The organism is Rhizobium sp. 01L419, from assembly GCF_056400025.1.
This window is the reverse complement of the sequence record NZ_JBFTSM010000007.1, coordinates 1-19,581: the sequence shown is the minus strand read 5'-3', so window position 1 is coordinate 19,581 and position 19,581 is coordinate 1. Positions and strand designations below refer to the sequence as shown.

17 protein-coding genes are annotated in these 19,581 nt (G+C 59.1%); 2 read left to right on the top strand and 15 right to left on the bottom strand.

Annotated features, from left to right (window positions below):
• Positions 1-53 precede the first annotated feature (53 nt).
• Together AC1DUP_RS15065 and AC1DUP_RS15060 are read right to left on the bottom strand one after the other, a co-directional pair.
• A complete protein-coding gene (locus AC1DUP_RS15065; protein ID WP_477833046.1) occupies positions 54-3,452 on the bottom strand; it encodes a hypothetical protein in 3,399 nt (1,132 codons plus the stop codon).
• A gap of 695 nt (positions 3,453-4,147) precedes the next feature.
• Positions 4,148-4,483: a hypothetical protein gene (locus AC1DUP_RS15060; RefSeq protein ID WP_007823108.1), complete on the bottom strand. Its 336-nt coding sequence runs from the start codon at positions 4,481-4,483 to the stop codon at positions 4,148-4,150.
• Between the two features lie 1,157 nt (positions 4,484-5,640).
• On the opposite strand from AC1DUP_RS15060, the gene AC1DUP_RS15055 reads away from it, so the two are divergent.
• Positions 5,641-7,557, top strand: coding sequence for an adenylate/guanylate cyclase domain-containing protein (locus AC1DUP_RS15055; RefSeq protein ID WP_477833045.1), 1,917 nt, complete (start codon positions 5,641-5,643; stop codon positions 7,555-7,557).
• Between the two features lie 127 nt (positions 7,558-7,684).
• On the opposite strand, the gene AC1DUP_RS15050 is transcribed toward AC1DUP_RS15055, so the two are convergent.
• The 13 genes from AC1DUP_RS15050 to AC1DUP_RS14990 form a co-directional block, all read right to left on the bottom strand.
• Positions 7,685-8,041: a hypothetical protein gene (locus tag AC1DUP_RS15050; protein ID WP_477833044.1), complete on the bottom strand. Its 357-nt coding sequence runs from the start codon at positions 8,039-8,041 to the stop codon at positions 7,685-7,687.
• Positions 8,042-8,130: 89 nt separating this feature from the next.
• Positions 8,131-8,460 (bottom strand): hypothetical protein, encoded by a 330-nt coding sequence (locus AC1DUP_RS15045; RefSeq protein ID WP_477833043.1) that lies wholly within the window; start codon positions 8,458-8,460, stop codon positions 8,131-8,133.
• A gap of 63 nt (positions 8,461-8,523) precedes the next feature.
• Entirely contained in the window at positions 8,524-9,432 is a 909-nt protein-coding gene (locus AC1DUP_RS15040) for an RDD family protein (RefSeq protein WP_113297000.1), read from the bottom strand.
• The gene (locus tag AC1DUP_RS15035) at positions 9,429-10,508 is read right to left on the bottom strand and encodes a stage II sporulation protein M (RefSeq protein ID WP_477833042.1); all 1,080 of its coding nucleotides are present in this window, start codon (positions 10,506-10,508) and stop codon (positions 9,429-9,431) included. Before AC1DUP_RS15035 ends, AC1DUP_RS15040 begins: the two co-directional genes overlap by 4 nt.
• Positions 10,505-11,812 (bottom strand): DUF58 domain-containing protein, encoded by a 1,308-nt coding sequence (locus tag AC1DUP_RS15030; protein ID WP_477833041.1) that lies wholly within the window; start codon positions 11,810-11,812, stop codon positions 10,505-10,507. Before AC1DUP_RS15030 ends, AC1DUP_RS15035 begins: the two co-directional genes overlap by 4 nt.
• Positions 11,813-12,769: an AAA family ATPase gene (locus tag AC1DUP_RS15025; RefSeq protein WP_113297003.1), complete on the bottom strand. Its 957-nt coding sequence runs from the start codon at positions 12,767-12,769 to the stop codon at positions 11,813-11,815. It abuts the gene before it with no gap.
• Entirely contained in the window at positions 12,756-14,042 is a 1,287-nt protein-coding gene (locus AC1DUP_RS15020) for a hypothetical protein (RefSeq protein WP_477833040.1), read from the bottom strand. The genes AC1DUP_RS15025 and AC1DUP_RS15020 overlap by 14 nt, the downstream gene beginning before the upstream one ends.
• Positions 14,035-14,766 carry a hypothetical protein gene (locus AC1DUP_RS15015; RefSeq protein ID WP_477833235.1) on the bottom strand — a complete coding sequence of 244 codons (732 nt, stop codon included), beginning with the start codon at positions 14,764-14,766 and terminating at the stop codon, positions 14,035-14,037. The genes AC1DUP_RS15020 and AC1DUP_RS15015 overlap by 8 nt, the downstream gene beginning before the upstream one ends.
• Positions 14,767-14,792: 26 nt before the next feature.
• Complete coding sequence (locus tag AC1DUP_RS15010; RefSeq protein WP_477833039.1) at positions 14,793-15,236, bottom strand: DUF805 domain-containing protein; 444 nt, start codon at positions 15,234-15,236, stop codon at positions 14,793-14,795.
• Positions 15,237-15,537: 301 nt separating this feature from the next.
• On the bottom strand, positions 15,538-15,987 hold the full coding sequence (locus AC1DUP_RS15005; protein WP_115034661.1) for a DUF805 domain-containing protein: 450 nt from the start codon (positions 15,985-15,987) through the stop codon (positions 15,538-15,540).
• Positions 15,988-16,456: 469 nt separating this feature from the next.
• Positions 16,457-16,987 (bottom strand): AAA family ATPase, encoded by a 531-nt coding sequence (locus AC1DUP_RS15000; protein WP_477833038.1) that lies wholly within the window; start codon positions 16,985-16,987, stop codon positions 16,457-16,459.
• Between the two features lie 408 nt (positions 16,988-17,395).
• The gene (locus AC1DUP_RS14995; RefSeq protein WP_113297008.1) at positions 17,396-17,662 is read right to left on the bottom strand and encodes a hypothetical protein; all 267 of its coding nucleotides are present in this window, start codon (positions 17,660-17,662) and stop codon (positions 17,396-17,398) included.
• A 133-nt stretch (positions 17,663-17,795) separates the two neighbouring features.
• Positions 17,796-18,194: a DUF1236 domain-containing protein gene (locus AC1DUP_RS14990; protein ID WP_115037906.1), complete on the bottom strand. Its 399-nt coding sequence runs from the start codon at positions 18,192-18,194 to the stop codon at positions 17,796-17,798.
• A gap of 697 nt (positions 18,195-18,891) precedes the next feature.
• Here AC1DUP_RS14990 and AC1DUP_RS14985 point away from each other — a divergent pair.
• A complete protein-coding gene (locus AC1DUP_RS14985) occupies positions 18,892-19,299 on the top strand; it encodes a hypothetical protein (protein ID WP_477833037.1) in 408 nt (135 codons plus the stop codon).
• Positions 19,300-19,581 lie beyond the last annotated feature (282 nt).

Sequence of the window (19,581 nt, the reverse complement as noted above, 5' to 3'; positions counted from 1 at the left end):
CAACGTTTCTTGAAGACCGAAGAGACCTAGCTCTCTCACTGCGACCTGAAGACTCATTCAAACCGTTCGTCTCGGTTACGGTCCCGCTTGGTTTCCCACTCTCGCTGCTCGGCAATCTCCCGTGTAAGCCGTTTTTTTTCATCGATCACAAAGGATATTTGGTCAGCTGGAATCAACCCTTCCACATCATCAAGGAGCCGCAAATTCGCCTCAATTTGCGCAGCAAGCGACCCACTCCAACTCGACGGTTGAAACCGTTCGATAAATGCATTCAATACGCTTTTAGGACTGGTGGCCTGAGTAAGGAGGGCTCTCGCCTGTTCAGACCACACTCGTGGCCCATCTTTCTCAACGCTACGCGCGAATGTTATGAACGAGGCTGCGATCGGATAGCGAATACTAGGATCTCGATTACACCAATCGGTGAGTACACTGCGGGGTATTTCGTCTGCAGGGTTGGTGCGATGATCATCCAGATAGTCAAAGACACCTAGGTTAACATCACGCCCGCACTCGTTGCCGAACAATGCGTCCAAGACAGCGATAGGCTGGGTGCAAAGCAGCGCACCAAGCAGACCGTCATTGTCGAAGGCGTAAGTCTCGTAGGCGGCGACGGCCTGCCTCAATCTCCTAGCGACTTCTGCCGCAATCGGGCCAGCTTCCGGCCCCGTTAAACAGGCGCGTGCGATACTTGCCAAATTGTAGTCATCACGTTGATCATCCTTCCCGAACCTAATTCGTTGGAGAAGCTCTTGGCCAGCCTGGAGAACTTGCGGTTCGTGTTTCCGTCTTTCGGAGCTTTCCAAGTGTACGTGCATCGAAAGTATTTCGACCGCGACATCTATACCGCCAGATTGCTGCATGATGCGCACAAGCAAATCTCTAAGATCGCTGCCCGATAGGTGCTCCGTCGCTCGCCCATACGCCAAGTCTCGATACGTCCACACCGGCGCTTGACTGGAACTGAGCGCTTGCTTCAGGCGCTCAACACCGCGCGCATCGAGGCCCACTGCGAAATTCAATGCTGGAACGAATGGGAGCAAGACGGTCTGGTCGAATGCCGTATCAAGAAATTCCTGGGCCAGATCGCGTTCGCGTCGGGATAGTTCGGCAAGATAACCCTTGAGCACCTGGATATTGCGCTGTTCGAGAGGAACTTGCTCAAGCTGTTTCAGAAGTTCTACCCACGTGCCTCGGCAGTCTGTCGAAGCGCTTGCGAGTCCACGGCCAAAAGACCATGTCCGTATTCCTCCGAGCAACAGGCTGGGCATTAGCATCTCGAATGCAGCATCGTCGGATGCAACGGCAACGCCAAGTTCGTAAGCGAGCGCCTCCAGCCGCTCGTATTGGCTCGCAATGTCATCGTCGGGCTCCATATCTTCCAAGTCGAAACCGAAGGATCTGTCTCCTAAAACGATCGCTTGAACACGTTGCGGGAGATTTGACGGCCTCAGTTTAGCTTCAAGAGCGCTTAGCCGCGAAACCTCGTCGGAAGAGAGCCGGTTTTTATCGAAGCGTATCGTTTGACGGCACGCTGCCCACCCCTCTCGCCAGAAAGCCTCACTCGCAAACTCGAAGCACAGTTTCTCCAGTTCGTCATGCACTCGCGCAGCGGTCCACAAACCACGCAAATTTTGAGCCAATAGATCGCGCAACTCGGATTTGAGATCGCCCTCGACAAGCGCCAGTTTTCTGATCAGCGACAGCGCACCGCTATACCAGCCGGCTACTTCCCCGTCGCTTCGAGGCCAATAGCCGTAATCCCTTGAACGTGCCCCGAACTCAAAGCCGTAGGCAGCGCTGAAGTGTGTCGTCTTCAAATAATTCCTGAGTGCTGCCAATCCGAGCGAACGCTTATTTTCCTCACCTGATCGAAGCAGACCTTCGATTACGCGCAACCGTTGCTCGGCCGTGGCATGTGTCCCAGAAAGGTGAATATTGAATAGGGACGCAAACGTGTCAGAAGCCTCTTTGGCGTCTCGGTGGTCCATATTTTGGGTCGCGGCTTGCACGAGGAGGAAGCAGCTCCGTTCGAACAAGATGGGGTCATAAGCCAACGAGCGCAATAACAACCGGTATCTTGGCCATATTAGTGTGTGTCTCGCCAGACTGCTGCGATCCGCCCGCTCCAAAGCCGCTAGCGCATCTCCTGGCGCCACCGGCGCAATATTTTCAAACATCGTTCGACCAAGGTCGTTAAGCCCCCCCGCGTCGCCCAGGAGGCCTCCAGATGCAAGCCATTTTTCAGCTATTGCTATCGCTCGAGGATGCTGATGCAGGAACGACAGCCGTCGAGAGAATGAGCGCGCAAGGCGATCCGTTCCACCGCTTACGAGCTGTTCGTTTATGAAATCAAAAGGTATGTCTTCGAGCGCGCGGGCGGCCAGCCGGTTTGCAATGGCGTGCGGCAACACAGCTCGCCATACATTTCGCTGCTGGACGAGGTCGCGGCGAAGCAACTCCCCGACATAGCGGTAGAGCTCCTGAGGCGCTTGATTTGCCAGCAAAGCTAGGCGCGGCAGCTCTGCCTCCTCCCCGGTGAATGCTTCGCCTTGGAAAGAGTAAACCAGCGCGCAAACCTGCGCGGCCCGCAGCAAAGCGTCGTTCGGATCATGCCGTTGACGGAACAGACGTTGGAAAAGCTCATCGTCCGAAAGGCCAGCAATGGATTCGGACCGCTCTACCGTACTTGCAAGCGCAACAGCGATCCGTGCGTTACCGCCGGACGCCTCGGAAATAGTACGCGCGTCGACCTGAGAAAGATGCGGGTAGCGCCGCCTCACCAATTTCTCGATTAACTCGGGAGAAGACGTGTCCAGAGTAACAACGTGGGTTCCTTCCTGATGATCGTCGCGAACATCGTATTCAACAGTGAGAACACTGAGCGTACTGCTCGGCGCGGAGCACAGTTCCGACAGTCTCCTGTGAAGGTCCGGTGGGCAATTGTCGACAATCAGTATCGCGCGGGCGCGATTTGCGATTAGATCAGACGCAAGACCAGTTGGCTGAGGATCCGGATTGTCATTAAGGTTAGTGTAAATCGCAAGCGATGGCGGAAGCGGGCGGAATCCGATCCGGGCATCGAACAGTGCCTGTACAAGGCGGGTCTTCCCAACACCAGAGAGACCAACGAGACGCACCACTTTGCCGGCCTGAGAAAGTTCGTCACGAAATGCATCTATGGCTTCTGTCACCGGCTGCGCCGCGGACTCATGATGGCTGCCCAGATGAAGACGTAGTTTGTCATCAACCAGATATTCGGACTCGACGCCTTCTGCCGCGCCGCTCCACGCTGCATAGGGTCTCCAGCCGATCACAGAACGACCCACGCGCTCCTTGACCCAGGTTATAAGACCAGGATGACGTCTTACCCAGGTTGCCAAGCGCGTGCGATCATAGAAGTCGGTTTCGAGCTTGCCGGCATTGGTAACGTCCATCAGTGCTTCACGCATCGCGCTTCGCCGATTACGAAGAGGAGTGTCGGCTGTAGAACCATGTGAACTGACGATGATATATGCACCGGCTTCGTCGGCCAGTTCTTGAATAACAGGCCGAATGCGCCCGGTAGGACGCATTTCACGTAGGATCTCTGTCCTCGGCATATCTGGCGTTTTTACTTGGAAGCCTGTCGAAGTGCGCGGAATGAATCCGTCAACGGCTACTCCGCGCTTCAATGCAACTCGAACATCTAGGCCACCATCTGCAGCAGTCTGACTACCACCCCAAGTCACAGCCGCAGGCGAAAGGCCTCGACTTGAAATCTCGGCCTCGCACAGGCGCCCGACGAGTTCCCTCAGGTCAGTGTCGTTGAGCTGGGCGATTTCGTCGGATGTGACATCGAACATGGATCAGTGATGGTGGTTCAGAATATTGCCTTGGTTAGTTGATTCTCACGATATCAGAAACGGCTCATTCTTTCACTCATGATCGGTGCATTGATACATAATTTCTAGCCATGATTGCGGGTAGTTTATTTCGAGTTTGGTAGCGCGAGCAGTCGTTACTGTTCCACCATCGCGCCGACGCGCGGCGGCTGGATCTCTGTAACATCCTTGGCGCTAGCGCCAGGACACAGAGATGACGATGGAGAGGTAGCCAGCCGCTGCCCTTGCCGCCGACTTCCCACTCTTTACTCCCCACCCCTCACCTACAACTTACACCCCTTCGACAAAGCCGCACTCTCCATCGCCGAAACCTTACCCTTCGACACCGCAACCTCGCCTTCCTTGTCCCCACCGGCCACGCTGCCGATCGGCACTCCCACCAGGAACACACCAAACGCGTCGCCATTGGCAGCCGAGATCTGCTGTTTCGAGAGGCCGTCGAGCTTCACCTTTTCCTTGCTGTGTTCGCTGGCGATCTGCGGACAGCTGAGATTGGTGTAGGCCTGCATCGGGATATCGGCCTGCACGATGGCGTCAGGTCTTTTCGCGCAGGACGTGAGCGCTGCGGCAAGCGCCGCGGCGAGAATGAGTTTTTTCATTGGATAACCCCAGTTAGCAGGCGATTCCTAGCATTGCCGCCCGCCTGGCGCGAGTAACGCGCAATAACAACCACAGAAGAATTCTCAGGCGCGCCCGTTGGCCTGATATTGGCGAGGGCGATCTCCTCACCCAGCGATGGAGGAAGGACGGCGGCTTTGAGCGGGCGAAATCATTGCACCTGTCATCCCTCGACAGGATGCCTATCGCAAGACCCCGTGAGCACGCACAACCGGCCCTCCACCTAACCCTTTTGGATGAATTGCGAATCGGCTGCGCCGCGACGAAAGTGGATGCGCGGCGGTAGTAGGATTACTAGGACCGAAACCGATGCGGGGGGCTCGCCGAGTATTGAGTGGGAGCCCTTCATTTGTTTCCAGGCCGTGCTTTGAACGGTGCGGATGGATGATCAATGCCGCTTCCGGCCGGAAGCGGACACCCCCATCATGAAGAGATAGCGAACTCCCCGGCCCGTTGGCCCGCCTCTGCTGTTGGGCCAGTCAGCATCGCTGGCTATGGTCATGGTGATGTGGGGTGCGGCCATCGAACAGGGCCGCCGTGCCGCGAGAAATCCGGACCGAAAGAGGCCGAAACCTCCTGATTTTGAGGCCAGTTACAAGGGCCGCCACTCAATACATATGCGAGCCCTTATACCTGCTCAGTCCGCCAAAAACGCGTTAGGCGCGTGAAATAATCATGGATGGGAGCAAGAGTCGCGTGAAAAGTGCGTGACACGCCGCTACGCCCCTATCCACCGGGGGGAAGGCATCGCACGAGAACGCAAAGGAAGCCGCCGAGGGGCATCGGCGGCTAACAGGAGAAAGTTGAAAAGGGTGCGCCGGGTCAGGGTCAGACACCCTTTTCGCGCTGAATTTTTCAGGGTCAGCGGGAAAGTATGTAGCAGAGAGCGGATCGGCTTCAATCGGACCAAAGTCCGATGCCTGACCCTTTGCTGCAAGGCGCACGTTCGGCAAGCGCTGTTTATCCCATCGATACCGCATCCAGCCTGGCGGCCCGAGCGGGCTCCTGCCGCCAGCGCCTTGTGCAACGCCTCAAAAAGCAGTTAGCTGCGACAGTTGGGTACGCTCATTCCTGCACGGCCGGATAGTATCGAGACGATGCCCGTGCTGAAACGCGCCCGCATTTCGAGGGAAGTCTCGTGCGCTGGTCCAGACCCTTAAGACTGCATCTCGGCGTTCTGGTCGTCGCATCGCTGCTGTGCACGTCGATGCCGATCATCTGGCTGGCCTTCAGCCGCGGCAGCGATGCTGCGGTCAGCGCCGGCGTGCAGCAGATGCGCGAGATGAGCCTGCGGCTGATCGAAGGATACCGCAATACGCTGCAGGGCGGCATGGAGGCGGTGGCGCTGGCATCGACACTGCCGCAGCTCGCCTCCCCGCCGCCTCGGGATATCGAGGCAAAACAGGAATTCCTTCTGGAAGTTCTGCGAAACATCCCCAATGCCACGAGCATCTACACCGGCTATCCCGATGGCTCCTACCTGCAGGTCATCAACGCGCAGAGGCAGGATGTTCGCCGCACACTTGCCGCACCTGACGGGACGGCTTTCGCGATCAGGACGATCGCGGGGCGGGAAACAGCCGATGTCATCTCGACGCTTCGCTTTCTCGACAGCGAGGCAAGAGAGATCAGCGGGCGGGATATCGACTATGCATCCTTCGATCCGCGCCAGCGCCCCTGGTATCAGGCCGTCATCCAGGATGGCGCGCCGGTTTCCGTCGGCCCCTATGTCGCCGGCACGCTGCAGGTGCCGACGCTGACGATCGCGGCACCCATGCGGGGCAACGGCCGGGTGGTCGTCGGCATCAACATCCATCTTCAGACCGTCAGCGCCCTCCTGAACGCGCAGGGGATTTCGCCGCGTGCGCGCGCCTACATCATCGATGCCGGCGATGATCTCGTCGCCCATTCCGACCCCGATATCATGAGCAGGATCATCGCAATATGGTCGAGAGCATCGGGTGCCTTCGATGCGACGGCCAACGGCTTCGACACCAGCGTCGAAACCGTGGCGAGGCTCAGGCGCGATCCCGCCTTTGCCAATGGCGGCCTGGCGCGGATCGAGCTCGACGGCGAACGCCAGCTCGTGCAGATCGCCCCCGTCGGTGTCTCCGGTCTCTTCAAGGGAAGTGTTGCGGCCATCGTCGTGCCGATGGAGGACCTGGTGGCGGAGGCAAACCGCCTGCTCGTGCGCAATCTGCTGATTGCCGCCGCCTTCGTCATCGCGGGTGTGGCCGCATCCGTACTGCTGTCGCGCATGGTCAGCCGCTCTCTCTATCGCCTCGCCGACGAAGCGCGCAGGATTGGCGATCTCGATGTCAGCGAGAAGGCCGTCTCGCATTCCTGGATATCGGAGATCAACACGCTGGCGAGCGCGCTGGCCGCCAGCCGCCATGCCATCAGCCAGTTTGCCCTCTATGTCCCGCGCGAAGTCGTCCGGCGCATCGTCAGTCCCGAGGGCCGAGCGGTCGTCAAGGCGACGCGGCAGGATGTCACCGCGCTCTTCACCGACATCAGGGACTTCACCACCATATCCGAGCGGAATTCGCCCGAAGACGTGGTCGATACGCTATCGGCCTATTTCGAACTCCTGAACACCATCGCCGAGCGCAATGGCGGCACGGTCGTGCAATATCTCGGCGACTCCATCTTCGTCATGTGGAACGCGCCCGTGCAGGATGACAGCCACGCCGAACACGGCTGCCGCTGCGCACTCGCCATGAAAGCGGCGATCGACACCCTGAACGAGGAGAACCGCCGGACCGGCCGCCCCGAACTCCTCACCCGCTTCGGCCTCCACACCGGCCCCGCCGTCGTCGGCAGCTTCGGCGCAATCTCGCGCCAGCAGTACACGGCCATGGGCGATACGATCAATGTCGCGTCACGGCTGGAAGGGCTGAACAAGGACTTCGGCACGTCGATCCTGGTGAGTGCGGCTATTCATGACGCGGTGGGAGATCGCTTCGAGTTTCGGCCGCTGGGTCTGTCGCAGGTCAAGGGGCGGGCCGAGAGGGTGGATCTGTGGGAGCTGGTCGGGGAGAGTGGATCGCCGTAACGACCAGAGAATGAAACCGCAACGCCGACTGGAAATGCTTCGGCTTCCTCAACGGCTTCGTTTGGCACGCCCCTCGCCTGCCTTGATGACGGAGGGTGGAGTGAGCGGCGAATTCCTCCACCCGGCCTTACGAGCGAGATTGACAGGTATTTGGCCCGATAAGGCGCCCGACGAGCAGCCCCACCAAAGCCAGAAGATAGACAACCAACACGGCTGCTGTTTCCAGAGCCAATGGCAGGAACAGGAAGCCGTCCCCAGGCCCCTCCTCTTCATCTGACGCGAGATGTGGCGATCCCACGGGATCGAACATGAAACCGGACGCCAGCACCCACAGAAATGCCAATATATGCAGCGCCCACCTATACCGCTTGGATGAACGCCCGGCAAAATGAGCCCAGAGGGGCACCATGATATTCAAAACGAAAAAGATCGGCAGCGCGATGAGTGGAGCCACTATTGTTGGGTAAGAAGGGTCATAGTCCATAAAGCCTCACCTCCGCGCCTATCTCAATACATCGGCCGGATGACGCCGCCATTGTCGCGTGCGGGGTCATTCATGCACTCCGGGTCTCGTCACTGCCACCACTTGGCTTTTTCAACGACGACTTTCCGTAGCAAGTTGCGATTGTCGTGCGCCTGGATCTCAATGGTTTTGCCTTTGTTTCCTTTTTTCATCTCGGCACAAATTGCAAACATCGCCGAAAGCGTTGGATCGAGACCGGGACTCGACATTCCAAGTATGCGCGCAGCTTTCATTGCCGATTCTGCCGTCATGTTGAAACCGCATGCCGATTTCGTCATGGCATGAAAGGTGATTGCCGCTGCGGCTGTGCGATCGTCAGCCTGGGCGTGGCTCGCGGCAGAAAAAACAAGCACGAAAGCGCCTAAAATCCGCAGGTTCAATACACCATCCCCTCCAGTATAATCTCTGGCGCAGTAAGCCGGCGAACCCCACTCACCCCCGCCTCAAACAAGCTTCTTCGCCTCTGTCTTCGTATGCTCGTGATACTTGTTCTCCCGCGCCTTTCCGAACAGCTTCAGGCTCTCCAGATGCTCGCGCTGGGCGCGGTAGAAATCATTGAGGAACAGCATCTCCTGGCCGGGCTTCACGGCATCCTCATAGCGGATCCTTCTCGTAATCGTGCGCACGATCTTGATGATCTCTTCGGTGTGCGGCTTCTTCGTCGTATCGCGAAGCACGTCCTCCAGCGTCTGCAACTCGTATTTGCCGTAGATATCGAGATGCTCGGGCAGGAATTCGAATGCCGGCTGCGACGAAGCCTTGGCAGGAGACGACAGCGCGAGATCCGACAGCAGCACGGAGCGCGGATTGTCGACCACCAGTGTGCCGGCGATCATGTCGCCGATGCGCTGCCGGCGGCGGTTGGCGAGCGGAACGATCACCACCACCAGGAGCCAAACGGCCGTCAATCCACCTTCCAGCCCCGACTGTGCGCCGATCGTGCCCAGAAGGCCCATCGGAGCGAAGATCTCCACCTCTTTCATCAGGTTGCGTGCGGTCACCTGATGCGGCGTCAGGCGTCGGCCATCGACGTTGATGACGCGAATGCCGGTGATTTTCTTTCCGAGCGTGCGCCCGTTCCAGATCAGCTCCGAGAGCACGTAGTAGGGGGTCCGCAGCAGAAAGCCCATCAGGGTGATCAGAACCGTCATGGCGCTAAAGGGCAAGGCTCCCGTGAAGACGACGGCAAGCGCGATAATGACGAAAAGCAGGGTCGTGAAGATGATATCGAGTATCTGCGCGCCCAAACGGGCCCCGATCGAGGCAATCGCGAAACTGATCGGCACGCCCTCCGGCGGGATGAACTGCATGACGCGCTTGCCGTCTGTCATCGTCTGGTCCGGCTGCTTCATCTGACAGCTCCACGCGAAGCCTTGCCCTCGCGTCCTGCAAGCGAGAGCCATGCGACCCAGAAGACACCCATGCCCCAGCCGATGGCGATCCGCCAGACAGGTTCCTGGACGAGCTGGCGCAGGAAGCCTTCGATAAAGGCTGCCACGACCAGCATCAGGGCCGCAAGGATCGCGAGCTTGACGGCATCATGCCCCTGGTGGCGCAGAGCCTCTTTGCGGGTTCGCGCGCCCGGAAGAAGAACGGCAAGCCCGAGCCCTGCCCCGCCGGCGCAGGCAATGGAGATCGCCGCAAGCTCGGTGACGCCGTGAATGGAAAGCCAGGCGAAGGCGTCGTAGCCCAGCCCTTTCTGCCGGAACATCACGAAGAAGGCGCCGAGCATCAGGCCATTGTAGAAAGTCAGAATGAAGCTCGGCACCGATGCGAAGACGCCAAGCGCAAAGATCATTACGGCGATCCCCGTATTGTGGGAAAAGAGGTAGGCCGAAAAGGCCGCGAGCCCATCGCTCTCATGCCGCTCATTGCCGTAGATCGTCGAGCGCAGGTAATCGGCCGACGCATCCGGCGTGCGCTGATTGGCGAGCTCCGACGGCACGAACGTATAGAACCAGCTCGGATCGCTGCTGCACAGCCTGTATCCGGCAAGAGCGCCGAGAACGAGCGCCAGGAACCCGATGAAGAGAGGCAGGGCCGAGCGGCGCACCGCCTGCGGAATGCCCTTGAGCAGCAGGCGGCTCATCAGCCCGCCAAGGCTTTCCTGCGGCGCATAGACGACGAGATAGGCGCGCGCGCAAAGGCTTTCCAGATAGGCGATCAGCGCCCGGTCGAGCGAAATATCGCGCGCGACGCTGAGCGAATTCATCGCCTGCCGGTAGCCGGCCGCGAGGTCTCGCACCTCGTTATAGCTGAGTGCAGCAGCCCCGCCCTCCTCCGCCCGGCTCACCAGTTGGTCCAGCTGGCGCCAGTGCGCCTCGCGCTCCAGCCGGAAGCGGGCCGAGCGCAGGAGGTCGTTCTGCACCCCGCCGGCATGGAGCGTCGCGCCACTATCCATCCTGGGGTCGATGCGCAGATCCGTCATATCATCTCGCGGGATTTGATTTCGATGTAGCGGGCAATGAGATCCGATGTCAGCGCCTCGGGCGTGCTGTCGAGGCAGAGCACGCCGAGACGCGAAAGCTTCTCCATCACGGCTCGCCGCTCCTGCACGATCTGGCGGGCCGCGACCGAGCGGGCGATGGCATTGAGCGTCGTCTCCTCCGGCTCCGTCAACTTTGCCAGCATCGGATCGCGCAAGGCCACGTAAACGATGAAATGATGCCGGGCGAGCACCTGGATGTTCTCGATCATCAGCTCCGCCGTGATGCTGTCGACGAAATCGGAGAATATCACGATCAGCGACCGTCGCTTCAGCCGTCCCGACAGATGCGTCAGCCCTAGCGTATGGTTGGTTTCCTGCGTTTCGTAGCGCAGCTCGGCGCAGACCGTTTGCAGCCGTGCAAAGGCCGCGCGCCCCGGCAGAGCCGGCCGGAAGAGGCGCGGCCGGCTGTCGAAACTGTAGAAACCGACGAGATCGCCCGCAAGCCCCGCCGCCCAGCACATGGAAAGAGCCGCATTGATGGCGCGGTCGAGCTTGGTGAAACCGCCGAGCTGTTCAGCCATCAGCCGCCCGGAATCGACGCAGAGGATGATCTGGTGGTTCTTCTCCGCCCGCATCTCGCGCACCACGAGATTGCGCATGCGCGCCGAGCGCTTCCAGTCGATGCTGCGCGGGTCCATACCACTGGCGAATTCCCGCAGCTGATGGAATTCCGATCCCTCGCCGCGCAGCCGCAGATCCTTCTGCCCGGCTTCGAGCGGCAGGATCTGCGTCTTGATCGCACCTGAAAGCACCGGCGAGATATCGGGAATGACGGAGATCTCGCGCGCCACCGGCAGGCGCACGATCCTGTCGATGAGCTTCAGGCGCGAGGGCCATTTCAGCCAGAGTTCACGCACCGAAAATTGCCCGCGCCGCGTCAGCTGCAGATCGAAGGACGCCTTCGCCGGCCCGGAAGCGGCACGCTCCAACGGCCGCTCGCCGATAACGAGTTCGGGCGCGGCATCGATCCTGATGTCGATCCCCTCGGGCAGCTTGCCCTTCTGCCTGTTGATGGCAACCGTGAATGGGACCGTGTGGCCGACAAAACCCTGCGGCGGCAGATCGACATCGACAGCCATTCGGCCCGATAGCGCCGAGAGGACGAGATCGCCGGCCGTGACGACCGCAAGCACCACCCACAGGAAGACGAGCGCCATGTTCATGTCGCGCCACCACACGCTGACGATGACCGTCAGCGCCGCCATGGCAAGAACAAGGGCGATCAGGTGCGAAGACGGCCGCATCTATCGGGGCGCATCCACGCGGTTCCGTAGGCTGCGCAGCACATCGTCTGGCGTGCGCCCGTCGATCTCTGCCGAAGGCGACAGCACGATGCGGTGGCGCAAAGCCGGCGTCAGCAGCGCCTGCACATCGTCAGGCAACCCGTAATCGCGCCCTTCGAAAGCAGCCCGCACGCGCACGGCGGCGGCCACGGCATCGGCGGCACGCGTGGAGGCGCCATAGAGAATATCGGGATCGGAGCGCGTGGAGCGCACGAGATCGACGATATAGGTGAGGATCGACTTGTCCAGATGGATCGCATCGATCAGCGCCCGGCCCGCAGCAAGCGCCTCGCTGGTCACCAGCGGCCGGATACCGGCTTTGCTGATATCGGCCTTCAGCGCCTGATCGGCATGGCGCGACAGGATCGAGATCTCTGTCTCTCGGTCGGGAAAATCGACCACAAGCTTGAACAGGAAGCGGTCGAGCTGCGCCTCGGGCAGCGGATATGTGCCCTGCTGCTCGATCGGGTTTTGTGTCGCGAGCACGAAGAAGTCAGGCCCGAGCGAATAATCGACCCCGTCAAGGGTCACCATCCGCTCGTTCATCGCCTGCAGCAGCGCCGATTGCGTCTTCGGCGGCGCGCGGTTGATTTCGTCGGCGAGAAGAATGTCGGTAAAGACCGGCCCCTTGGTGAGGTGGAACTGGTTCGTCTGGAAATTGAAGAGATTGACGCCCAGCACATCGCCGGGCATCAGGTCCGGCGTGAACTGGATGCGGCGGTAATCGAGCGCCATGGCGGCTGAAACCGAACGGGCGAGCAGCGTCTTTGCCGTGCCGGGAGGACCCTCGACAAGGCAGTGCCCGCCCGAGAATATCGAGATCAGGACGAGATCGATGATCGCATCCTGTCCCTGCACCGCCTTGCCGATCTCTCCACGAACCGCGGCGATGAGATTGCGAAATTCACCTAGATCCAAAGTCGATGCTCCCTAGCGATTTCCTGAATGTCTCGAGATTGCGGTGCAGATCCGCAGGTTTCATCAAATGCCCGCGGTCAATCAGCGCCTGAGCCGACGAATGCAGCGCCTGCGCCGCCTCGTGATCGCGGCGCGCCAGGCGTTTGAACAGCCGATCTATGCCCGCCTCGTTTCCGGCTCCGGGGCCGAAGAGCAATTGCGCCTTGTCCGCAAGCAGATGGAGCACGAACTGCGACACCATCCGCCCGTCATTGCCCGACAGGCGAAGCAGCCTTGCGGTGGCCTCGATCGCCGCAGACTTAGACAGCTCGATATTCCCGGACGCATCCTTGAGCGGCGGACCGAAACGCCAGAACCCGCGCCAGAAGCAGATCGCCACGACGATGAACAGGGTTCCCCAGATGACAGAGAGCGGATAGGCGAAGAAGCGTTTGAGATCGGAGCCGGAGCGCTCGTAGGGGCGGCCTTCGTCTTGAGGCGTCACCTCATCGAGCGGGGCGCCAGATGTGTCCAGATAAACCGGACGTGTCTCACTGGCGGAACGCAGCTGCTTAATAAGGGATATGGCAAACGCAGCGTTTTCGGCGAGCGCCAGCCCGTGATTATTCAGCAGATCGGGATCCGACAATAGATAGACGCTAGGAAAATTTTCGCATTGAACGAGCAGCGCGCCCGTCTGCGTACCCGCGAGTTCCTTGCAAGCGCTTGGCAAGCTTGCCAAATCGAAAGTTTGCGCCTGATACAATGCGATCTTGACAGGGTGTCCCTCTCTCATGCCCGGATGCGCTTCCGCAAAACCTGGCCCATTCCGAGTGAGACGTAAATTTACGGGAGCAATCCAGTGAAGATCGCCGTTGATATCGTCGAGCGGGTGCAGCCCCGATTGTTGGGCAATTCCATCCTTCGCCACGCTGCCGCGCCATTTTGGCATTATTATCAGCGTCGGCAATGCGTAACGCATTGACTCACGAACCCAGCCCTCCAGACTGTGGATTGCCGTTTCTTCGTCCATCGTCTCGTCGTCTTTCGGGCCCGCGTTGAAGCCCTCGGAAATCGGCAGGGGAAGGATGCGAAGCGAGACTTCCGAACCCGCCCTCGTGACATGCGGATCGGAGCGGATGACGGGAATGCCCTTGGCTTCCAGCCACACCTGCAGACCCTTGTTGCCGAGCGGCGAGTGATCGAAATCATCGTTGCGCGACAGCCCGAAAAGCGCCAGCGCCGCGAGCCCGACCAACAGAACGAGGATCAGAATGGGCCCCGAATTACGCATGGCCGAGCCTGCCTGCCGACAGCAAACTGCGCGCGACGTTCAGAAGCGCGCCGAAATGGCTTTCCGCGACCGCGCGGCCGCCATAATGGACGAGCTCCGCCTCGGAGAGCAGATATTCCAGCCGCTCACGATCGGGCATGGTCTCCGGCAGGCGGGCGAACAAGGCCCGTTCCGTATCCGAGCGGAAAAGCCGCGTTCCCGTCACGTCGGCCGCGTGCAGCAGGCAATGCCGAAGCAAGAGCACCAGCGCCTGCCGGCGATCGGCCATGGCGGCAATCCGCTGCAGGAAATCGACAGGCTTCTCCTCGCGCTCGGAACCAGAGGTGCGCCAGCTCTCCGGCGCCTCCCCCTGCCGCTTCTTCACATCGCGCGGTGCGGACGACAAGAGCACACCGCCATTGCCGAAGCGCATCGCCAGACCGATGATGACAAGAAGAGCGACAAGCACCAGCACGACCGCCACGGGACCGCTAATGGCCGACTCCTCCAGCGGGGAAAACGAACGATTGTCGCGCGAAAGGGTCGCGTTCGGCTCGGCCTTGGGCTTCACCTGATCATCGCGATAGGTGAGCTTGCAGCGCACGCCATTCAGCGCGCATTGCGCGGCATATTCGCTGCCGACCATGCTGGGAGGCTGAGCGCCCTCACCGCTTGGCTGACCGCTGCTGTCCTGCGCCAGCGCAGGGGAAAATTGGGCCGAGGCGGCCAGCGATAGAGCCACCAGCAGGCCGGCGTGACGGAGGATGCGGCTCAGGCAAAAACCTCCGCTCTCATCTCGGGACGCAGCGGATCCGGCCCGAACTTGTTCGGACCTTCCGTGCCCTTGAGCACGGTAATAACGAGGCCCGCGAGGCCCGCAACAACATTGAGGTAGGGAATGAAGTTTGCGATAAAAATCGCGAGATACCACCAGCCCGAGATGTTGCGATCATGGAAACGGCGAACCGTGAGGGACATCTGCGGCAACAGCATTGCGAGAACAAACAATCCGGCGATGACCCCGATGGCAATGAGCAGTGACGAAGGTCCATCCTGACCACCGGAACCGGCGGTCAAAGCAGCCAAAATTCCAAGTCCGATCAGCACCAGCCCGTAGAACAGCTGAAACCACCAGCACTCCGAGCGGGAGGCTCGACCGGAGAAGGTCGCATATTTTTGCGTCAGAACCGTCCGAACAGCTTCGGTAAACCCCATAAAAATGCCCCCATTTCTGCTGCTGCAAGCCTAGTGACCTCTCACCATCGCCTTGGAATGACAGTTGTTTCGAATGAGAAACAGCTACGATTCAAACGCAGCATTGCAATAAATCAGTCGTGTCCGTCACTATTCAAAAATGATAACGCTTTTGCGTTCAATTTCTTCACTGGAATTAGGCGTTCGCTTCCATCGGAAGCGGACCGCCGCGCCAACTGCCTGTCCCGCCCCTGCACAAGGAAAACAGAGTCAAGATGGCAATAGCGCAGCCAGCAAACCCGACATCCGCGATGGCGATACCTTAGGCAAAAACCTCGGCTCTTACTTCCGGACGCAGCGGATCCGGGCCGAACTTGTTCGGGCCGACAGTGCCCGGAAGCACGCTGATTACGAAAACGGCGATGCCTGAAATCACATTGACATAGGGAATGAAGCCCAGGACCACCAGCCCGAGATACCACCAGCCGGACATGTTACGATCATGGAAGCGGCGAACAATCAGCGCCAGCGTCGGAATAATCGTTGCAAGTATGAGCAGACCCCCGATCACACCGATGGCAATGACCGATGACGAAGCCCCATTCTCGACCCCACCGGAGGCGGCTGTGATCCCGATGCCGACAATGATGAGCACCGTCATCACCAGGATATAGAATAGATAGTACCACCAATATTCCGAGCGGGAGGCCCGACCGGAGAAGGTTGCATATTTCTCTCTCAGAACTGTGCGAACAGCGTCAGTAAACCCCATTGAAATGCCCCCATTTCTGCTTGCCGCAAGCGCGGTGACGACTCACCATCGCCCTGGAACGACAGTCGTTTCGAATGAGAAAACAGCTACAATTCAAACGCAGAAATTGCAATAAGCGACGTGCATCGGTCTCGCCATTTGAAAAAGCAACGATCACGCGTTGAGTTTTTTTCATCTTAGGACCCGGCGTCAGGCATCCCATCCTGTCAAGGACGGAAGCAATGATTGCATGGGGCGCACTGCACCGGGCAGGGCTCACAAGGTCGAAAAAGAAGGACGGCCAGCGTGATCTCGCGGCAGCGACGTGACGTCAATCGGTCGCCCGACCCCGTTCTAGAGATAACGGCAGTCGCGTCCTCCGGCGCTTGTGGCAGATCGAAGACAATTCGTCCAATCCAAATCGCGTTGCCTGGCATCGCGCGATTGCAGACACCCGAGAAGCCGGAGTACCTGAAACATCGCGACACGTTTAGCCGACCACTCCGCATCGCGACAGAATATCGTCGACAACGGAGGCGAGCGGCTGGGTGGCGTCAATGGTCGTCGCATTCCCGGGATTGTCTTCTTTCGTCGCATGCAGTCGCAGAACCACGTCCCGTTCGGCCGGTTTCCCGCCGAACTCGTCTTCGGGTCTGCTGGCAAGCCGGTTCTTCAACGTCTCCAGGTCGACATCGAGAACGAAAACTGCGTCAAACAAGTCGATAAAGTGATGAGAATTCCTTGAGCCGCCGCAGAAGAAGGAGACCGGATGGCTTTTATCGGCCGCCAGCGACCTGACCCTGTCGACATCCCAAAGGTGGTGCTTGTGCGCGAAGGCCACATCCGGAATGTTCTGCTCCAGCGCAGCACGATCCAGCGGTTCGCCCGTCTGCGGATCGCCTTTGTAAGCCAGCGCACGGTCGCCGTGGATAACGTCGTAACCGCGCCGCTGCAATTCGGTGGCGACTGTGGTCTTGCCGGTCCCGGAAACGCCTTCGATCAGATAGTTCCTGACACCCATTTCGCTCTCGTTCGATCAACCGGACGCTCTCGGCAATCCCCAAATACCCTTGGGGCCAAGCACTCTCGGGTCAACTACCCCCACCGCCTTATGCGCAGAATTGTAATGGATTTCCGACGCTTCAATTCTAACGGTTTGCCAAGATCGACGGTCCAGAAACTGCGCGGGAACTGGCGGCTTAACCCGTCCCGCAATCGAGCAGCCGGAAGCACGGGAAAAACGGAAAGAAGATGCCGAGGGACGTTGGTGGCTTTTTTGCGGAAGAAGTTGAAAAGGGTGCTCGGGGCCAGGAAGAGACACCCTTTTCGTGCTGATTCTGGAGGCATCAGCGGAACAGAAATTAGCGGGCGGATCGTGGACTTCAATCGGACTAAAGTCCCAACCTCCCCGCCATTGTCGAACGATGTTTCAAGCCCGGCTTCTCACCGGTCGCCCGGTCGTCTGCACCTGCTCGCATTCAATGAGCTCGCCGCTGTCGCGGAGTTGCAGTATCCCGAGCTGGACGACCTTGATCAGATCCGCCATCCGCTCGCCGCGGCTATTCTGGTACTCGTCTAGGGTAGGCGTACTGAGCGTGACATCGGTCAGCCCGGAGATGCGGTTGTCTTTCACTGCTTTGGCGCCGAGAGCCCAAATCCGGGCAAACAGCACCCGGTCTGATTCCGTGTTTGACATGACAATCCACTAGCTGGTCCCCGACCGTAAAATCCGGCGAGGAGAAAGGTGACGCCGCCGTTGCTGCAGATGTGCGGCGGACGTCGTTTCTGTCGAGGATGGGCCTACGCGGCTCAGCCGCATACGGACCCGATCAGTTGATGATCTGGATCACCTTTCGCGACGACGGTTCGACGATGACGCGCTCGTTGTTGATGATTGCATATGAGTATTTCGAATTGTCCGGAACCGGTGTCACGACGACGGTTTGCGGAAGCGGCTGACCGACGACGACCTTCTCCTTGACCACGACGCGGGTCGAGGGTGCAGGTGCCTCACGGACATAGGTGACGACCTTTTCCGGCGGCGGATCAATCACCGTGCCGACAATGGCACCGGCAACACCACCGACGGCAGCACCAACCGGCCCGCCGACGATCGCGCCGGTGACTGCGCCGCCTGCAGCGCCGTTAACCGTCGAAGACTGCGCGAACGCAACGCCCGACATCAGTGCCGCGGCTGCGGCCGCACCTACGATAAGTTTGGAAAGCATGTGATCCTCCTTTTGTTCAAGCGGCCTTTTTGACCGCTGCTGAACCAACGGCAGGAATCCTTCGCTGTTCCCGCCATGCGACCTCAGTCCGGGGGTGACCCAGACTAAGGTCGGAGGTTGCGAGGGGCGCTCTGAGATGGCGATATCTGGGAGTTGGTTGGGGTGGCGGCGCAACGAAAGGGAGCCCAAAATGATACGGGCGGATCTTGAGATAAAACGCGTCATCAAGGGTGCCTTCAATCGGAAGGAGGCAACAATTTATGGCACGTTGTATCCTCGCGGCCCGTTATCACAGCTGATCATGATGGCAATGTCATTCGGATCAGGTGACGGCGACACCTTAAGAACTGCCACACTCCAGTCAAATTGGATGATATGCCATTTCTTGTCGACCGAGTGTGCAACGTCCCTGATAGCATCAGATCAAGCCTGTCACCAGGCATCGGCATCGTCGTACGCGGCTGGGGAACGCGTCTGGGGGTGTATGCGCGTGACTTGAGCCTGACCTGAACGGACCTCGCTTCTAAGGGCCTCCGTCCGCAACTCCCCATCACCCATCATCAGGTGATGGTAGAGCCAATTCGATTAAAAGTTGAAAGAAGGTCTAGGGCAATCTGGAAAGCAATCGCCGTGATTGCCATTTAATCGATGGGCCGTCGTTGGTCCTAAAAGTGCTTTAGCCGGGAGAATTTTGAGAATGTATATGTTGGATTACGAACGTTGGCTAACTGATGGGGCGCTTATGCGCCTGCGAGTGTTGATTGAAGAGGCACAAATCAATCCTGCGCTGATCGAGCCAGGCCAGGAAGCCGCAGTTGCAGCGCAGCAGCAAGCTCAGGGAGCGATCACTGAAATCCATGACTCAGTGACGATGTATGGACCGTACGACAATGACTTCGATGAAGCCATGCACTGGGCTGGCTTCGAGGAAAGGTTAAGGCTGGCAATTCCCATCTTCACCGCTCTTAACAATTTCACGTATCCGGCATCTCCATATCTGAGCACTAGCCTCAAACGCTCTATTCGTGAATCCGAAGACGGAACGCGGACGTTGAATAGGGCCGCACTCGCGATCGCCGACTACGTCAGCCAGCTGACGCCCTAAGCGTCAAAGCTACCTAAGCAGTCAAGACTATCTTTAAGATCGCGATTTGCCCGGTCAGAGAAGGTGACCGGGCATTTTATTTAGCCGCCGATCTACATGGTAGACAAAAATAATCGGGCGCTGTTGCCTGCCCCCACCACATGGGGTAATCGCAGGAGCCATGCCCCTTCGGATTCGAACATTATCTTGGAAGGCGGCTGTTCCCCGATAAGATGAGGTACGGGCTCTCGACTGGACGCCGGGCCCAGCATCAATGGAGAACAGCCATGGAAGAGTATATCG

Coding starts and splice junctions, on each gene's coding strand:
- AC1DUP_RS15065 (WP_477833046.1), bottom strand. CDS start 3,452: ATGCGTGAAGCACTGATGGACGTTACCAATGCCGGCAAGCTCGAAACC.
- AC1DUP_RS15060 (WP_007823108.1), bottom strand. CDS start 4,483: ATGAAAAAACTCATTCTCGCCGCGGCGCTTGCCGCAGCGCTCACGTCC.
- AC1DUP_RS15050 (WP_477833044.1), bottom strand. CDS start 8,041: ATGGACTATGACCCTTCTTACCCAACAATAGTGGCTCCACTCATCGCG.
- AC1DUP_RS15040 (WP_113297000.1), bottom strand. CDS start 9,432: ATGAAGCAGCCGGACCAGACGATGACAGACGGCAAGCGCGTCATGCAG.
- AC1DUP_RS15035 (WP_477833042.1), bottom strand. CDS start 10,508: ATGACGGATCTGCGCATCGACCCCAGGATGGATAGTGGCGCGACGCTC.
- AC1DUP_RS15030 (WP_477833041.1), bottom strand. CDS start 11,812: ATGCGGCCGTCTTCGCACCTGATCGCCCTTGTTCTTGCCATGGCGGCG.
- AC1DUP_RS15020 (WP_477833040.1), bottom strand. CDS start 14,042: ATGCGTAATTCGGGGCCCATTCTGATCCTCGTTCTGTTGGTCGGGCTC.
- AC1DUP_RS15010 (WP_477833039.1), bottom strand. CDS start 15,236: ATGGGGTTTACCGAAGCTGTTCGGACGGTTCTGACGCAAAAATATGCG.
- AC1DUP_RS15005 (WP_115034661.1), bottom strand. CDS start 15,987: ATGGGGTTTACTGACGCTGTTCGCACAGTTCTGAGAGAGAAATATGCA.
- AC1DUP_RS15000 (WP_477833038.1), bottom strand. CDS start 16,987: ATGGGTGTCAGGAACTATCTGATCGAAGGCGTTTCCGGGACCGGCAAG.
- AC1DUP_RS14995 (WP_113297008.1), bottom strand. CDS start 17,662: ATGTCAAACACGGAATCAGACCGGGTGCTGTTTGCCCGGATTTGGGCT.
- AC1DUP_RS14990 (WP_115037906.1), bottom strand. CDS start 18,194: ATGCTTTCCAAACTTATCGTAGGTGCGGCCGCAGCCGCGGCACTGATG.
- AC1DUP_RS14985 (WP_477833037.1), top strand. CDS start 18,892: ATGTATATGTTGGATTACGAACGTTGGCTAACTGATGGGGCGCTTATG.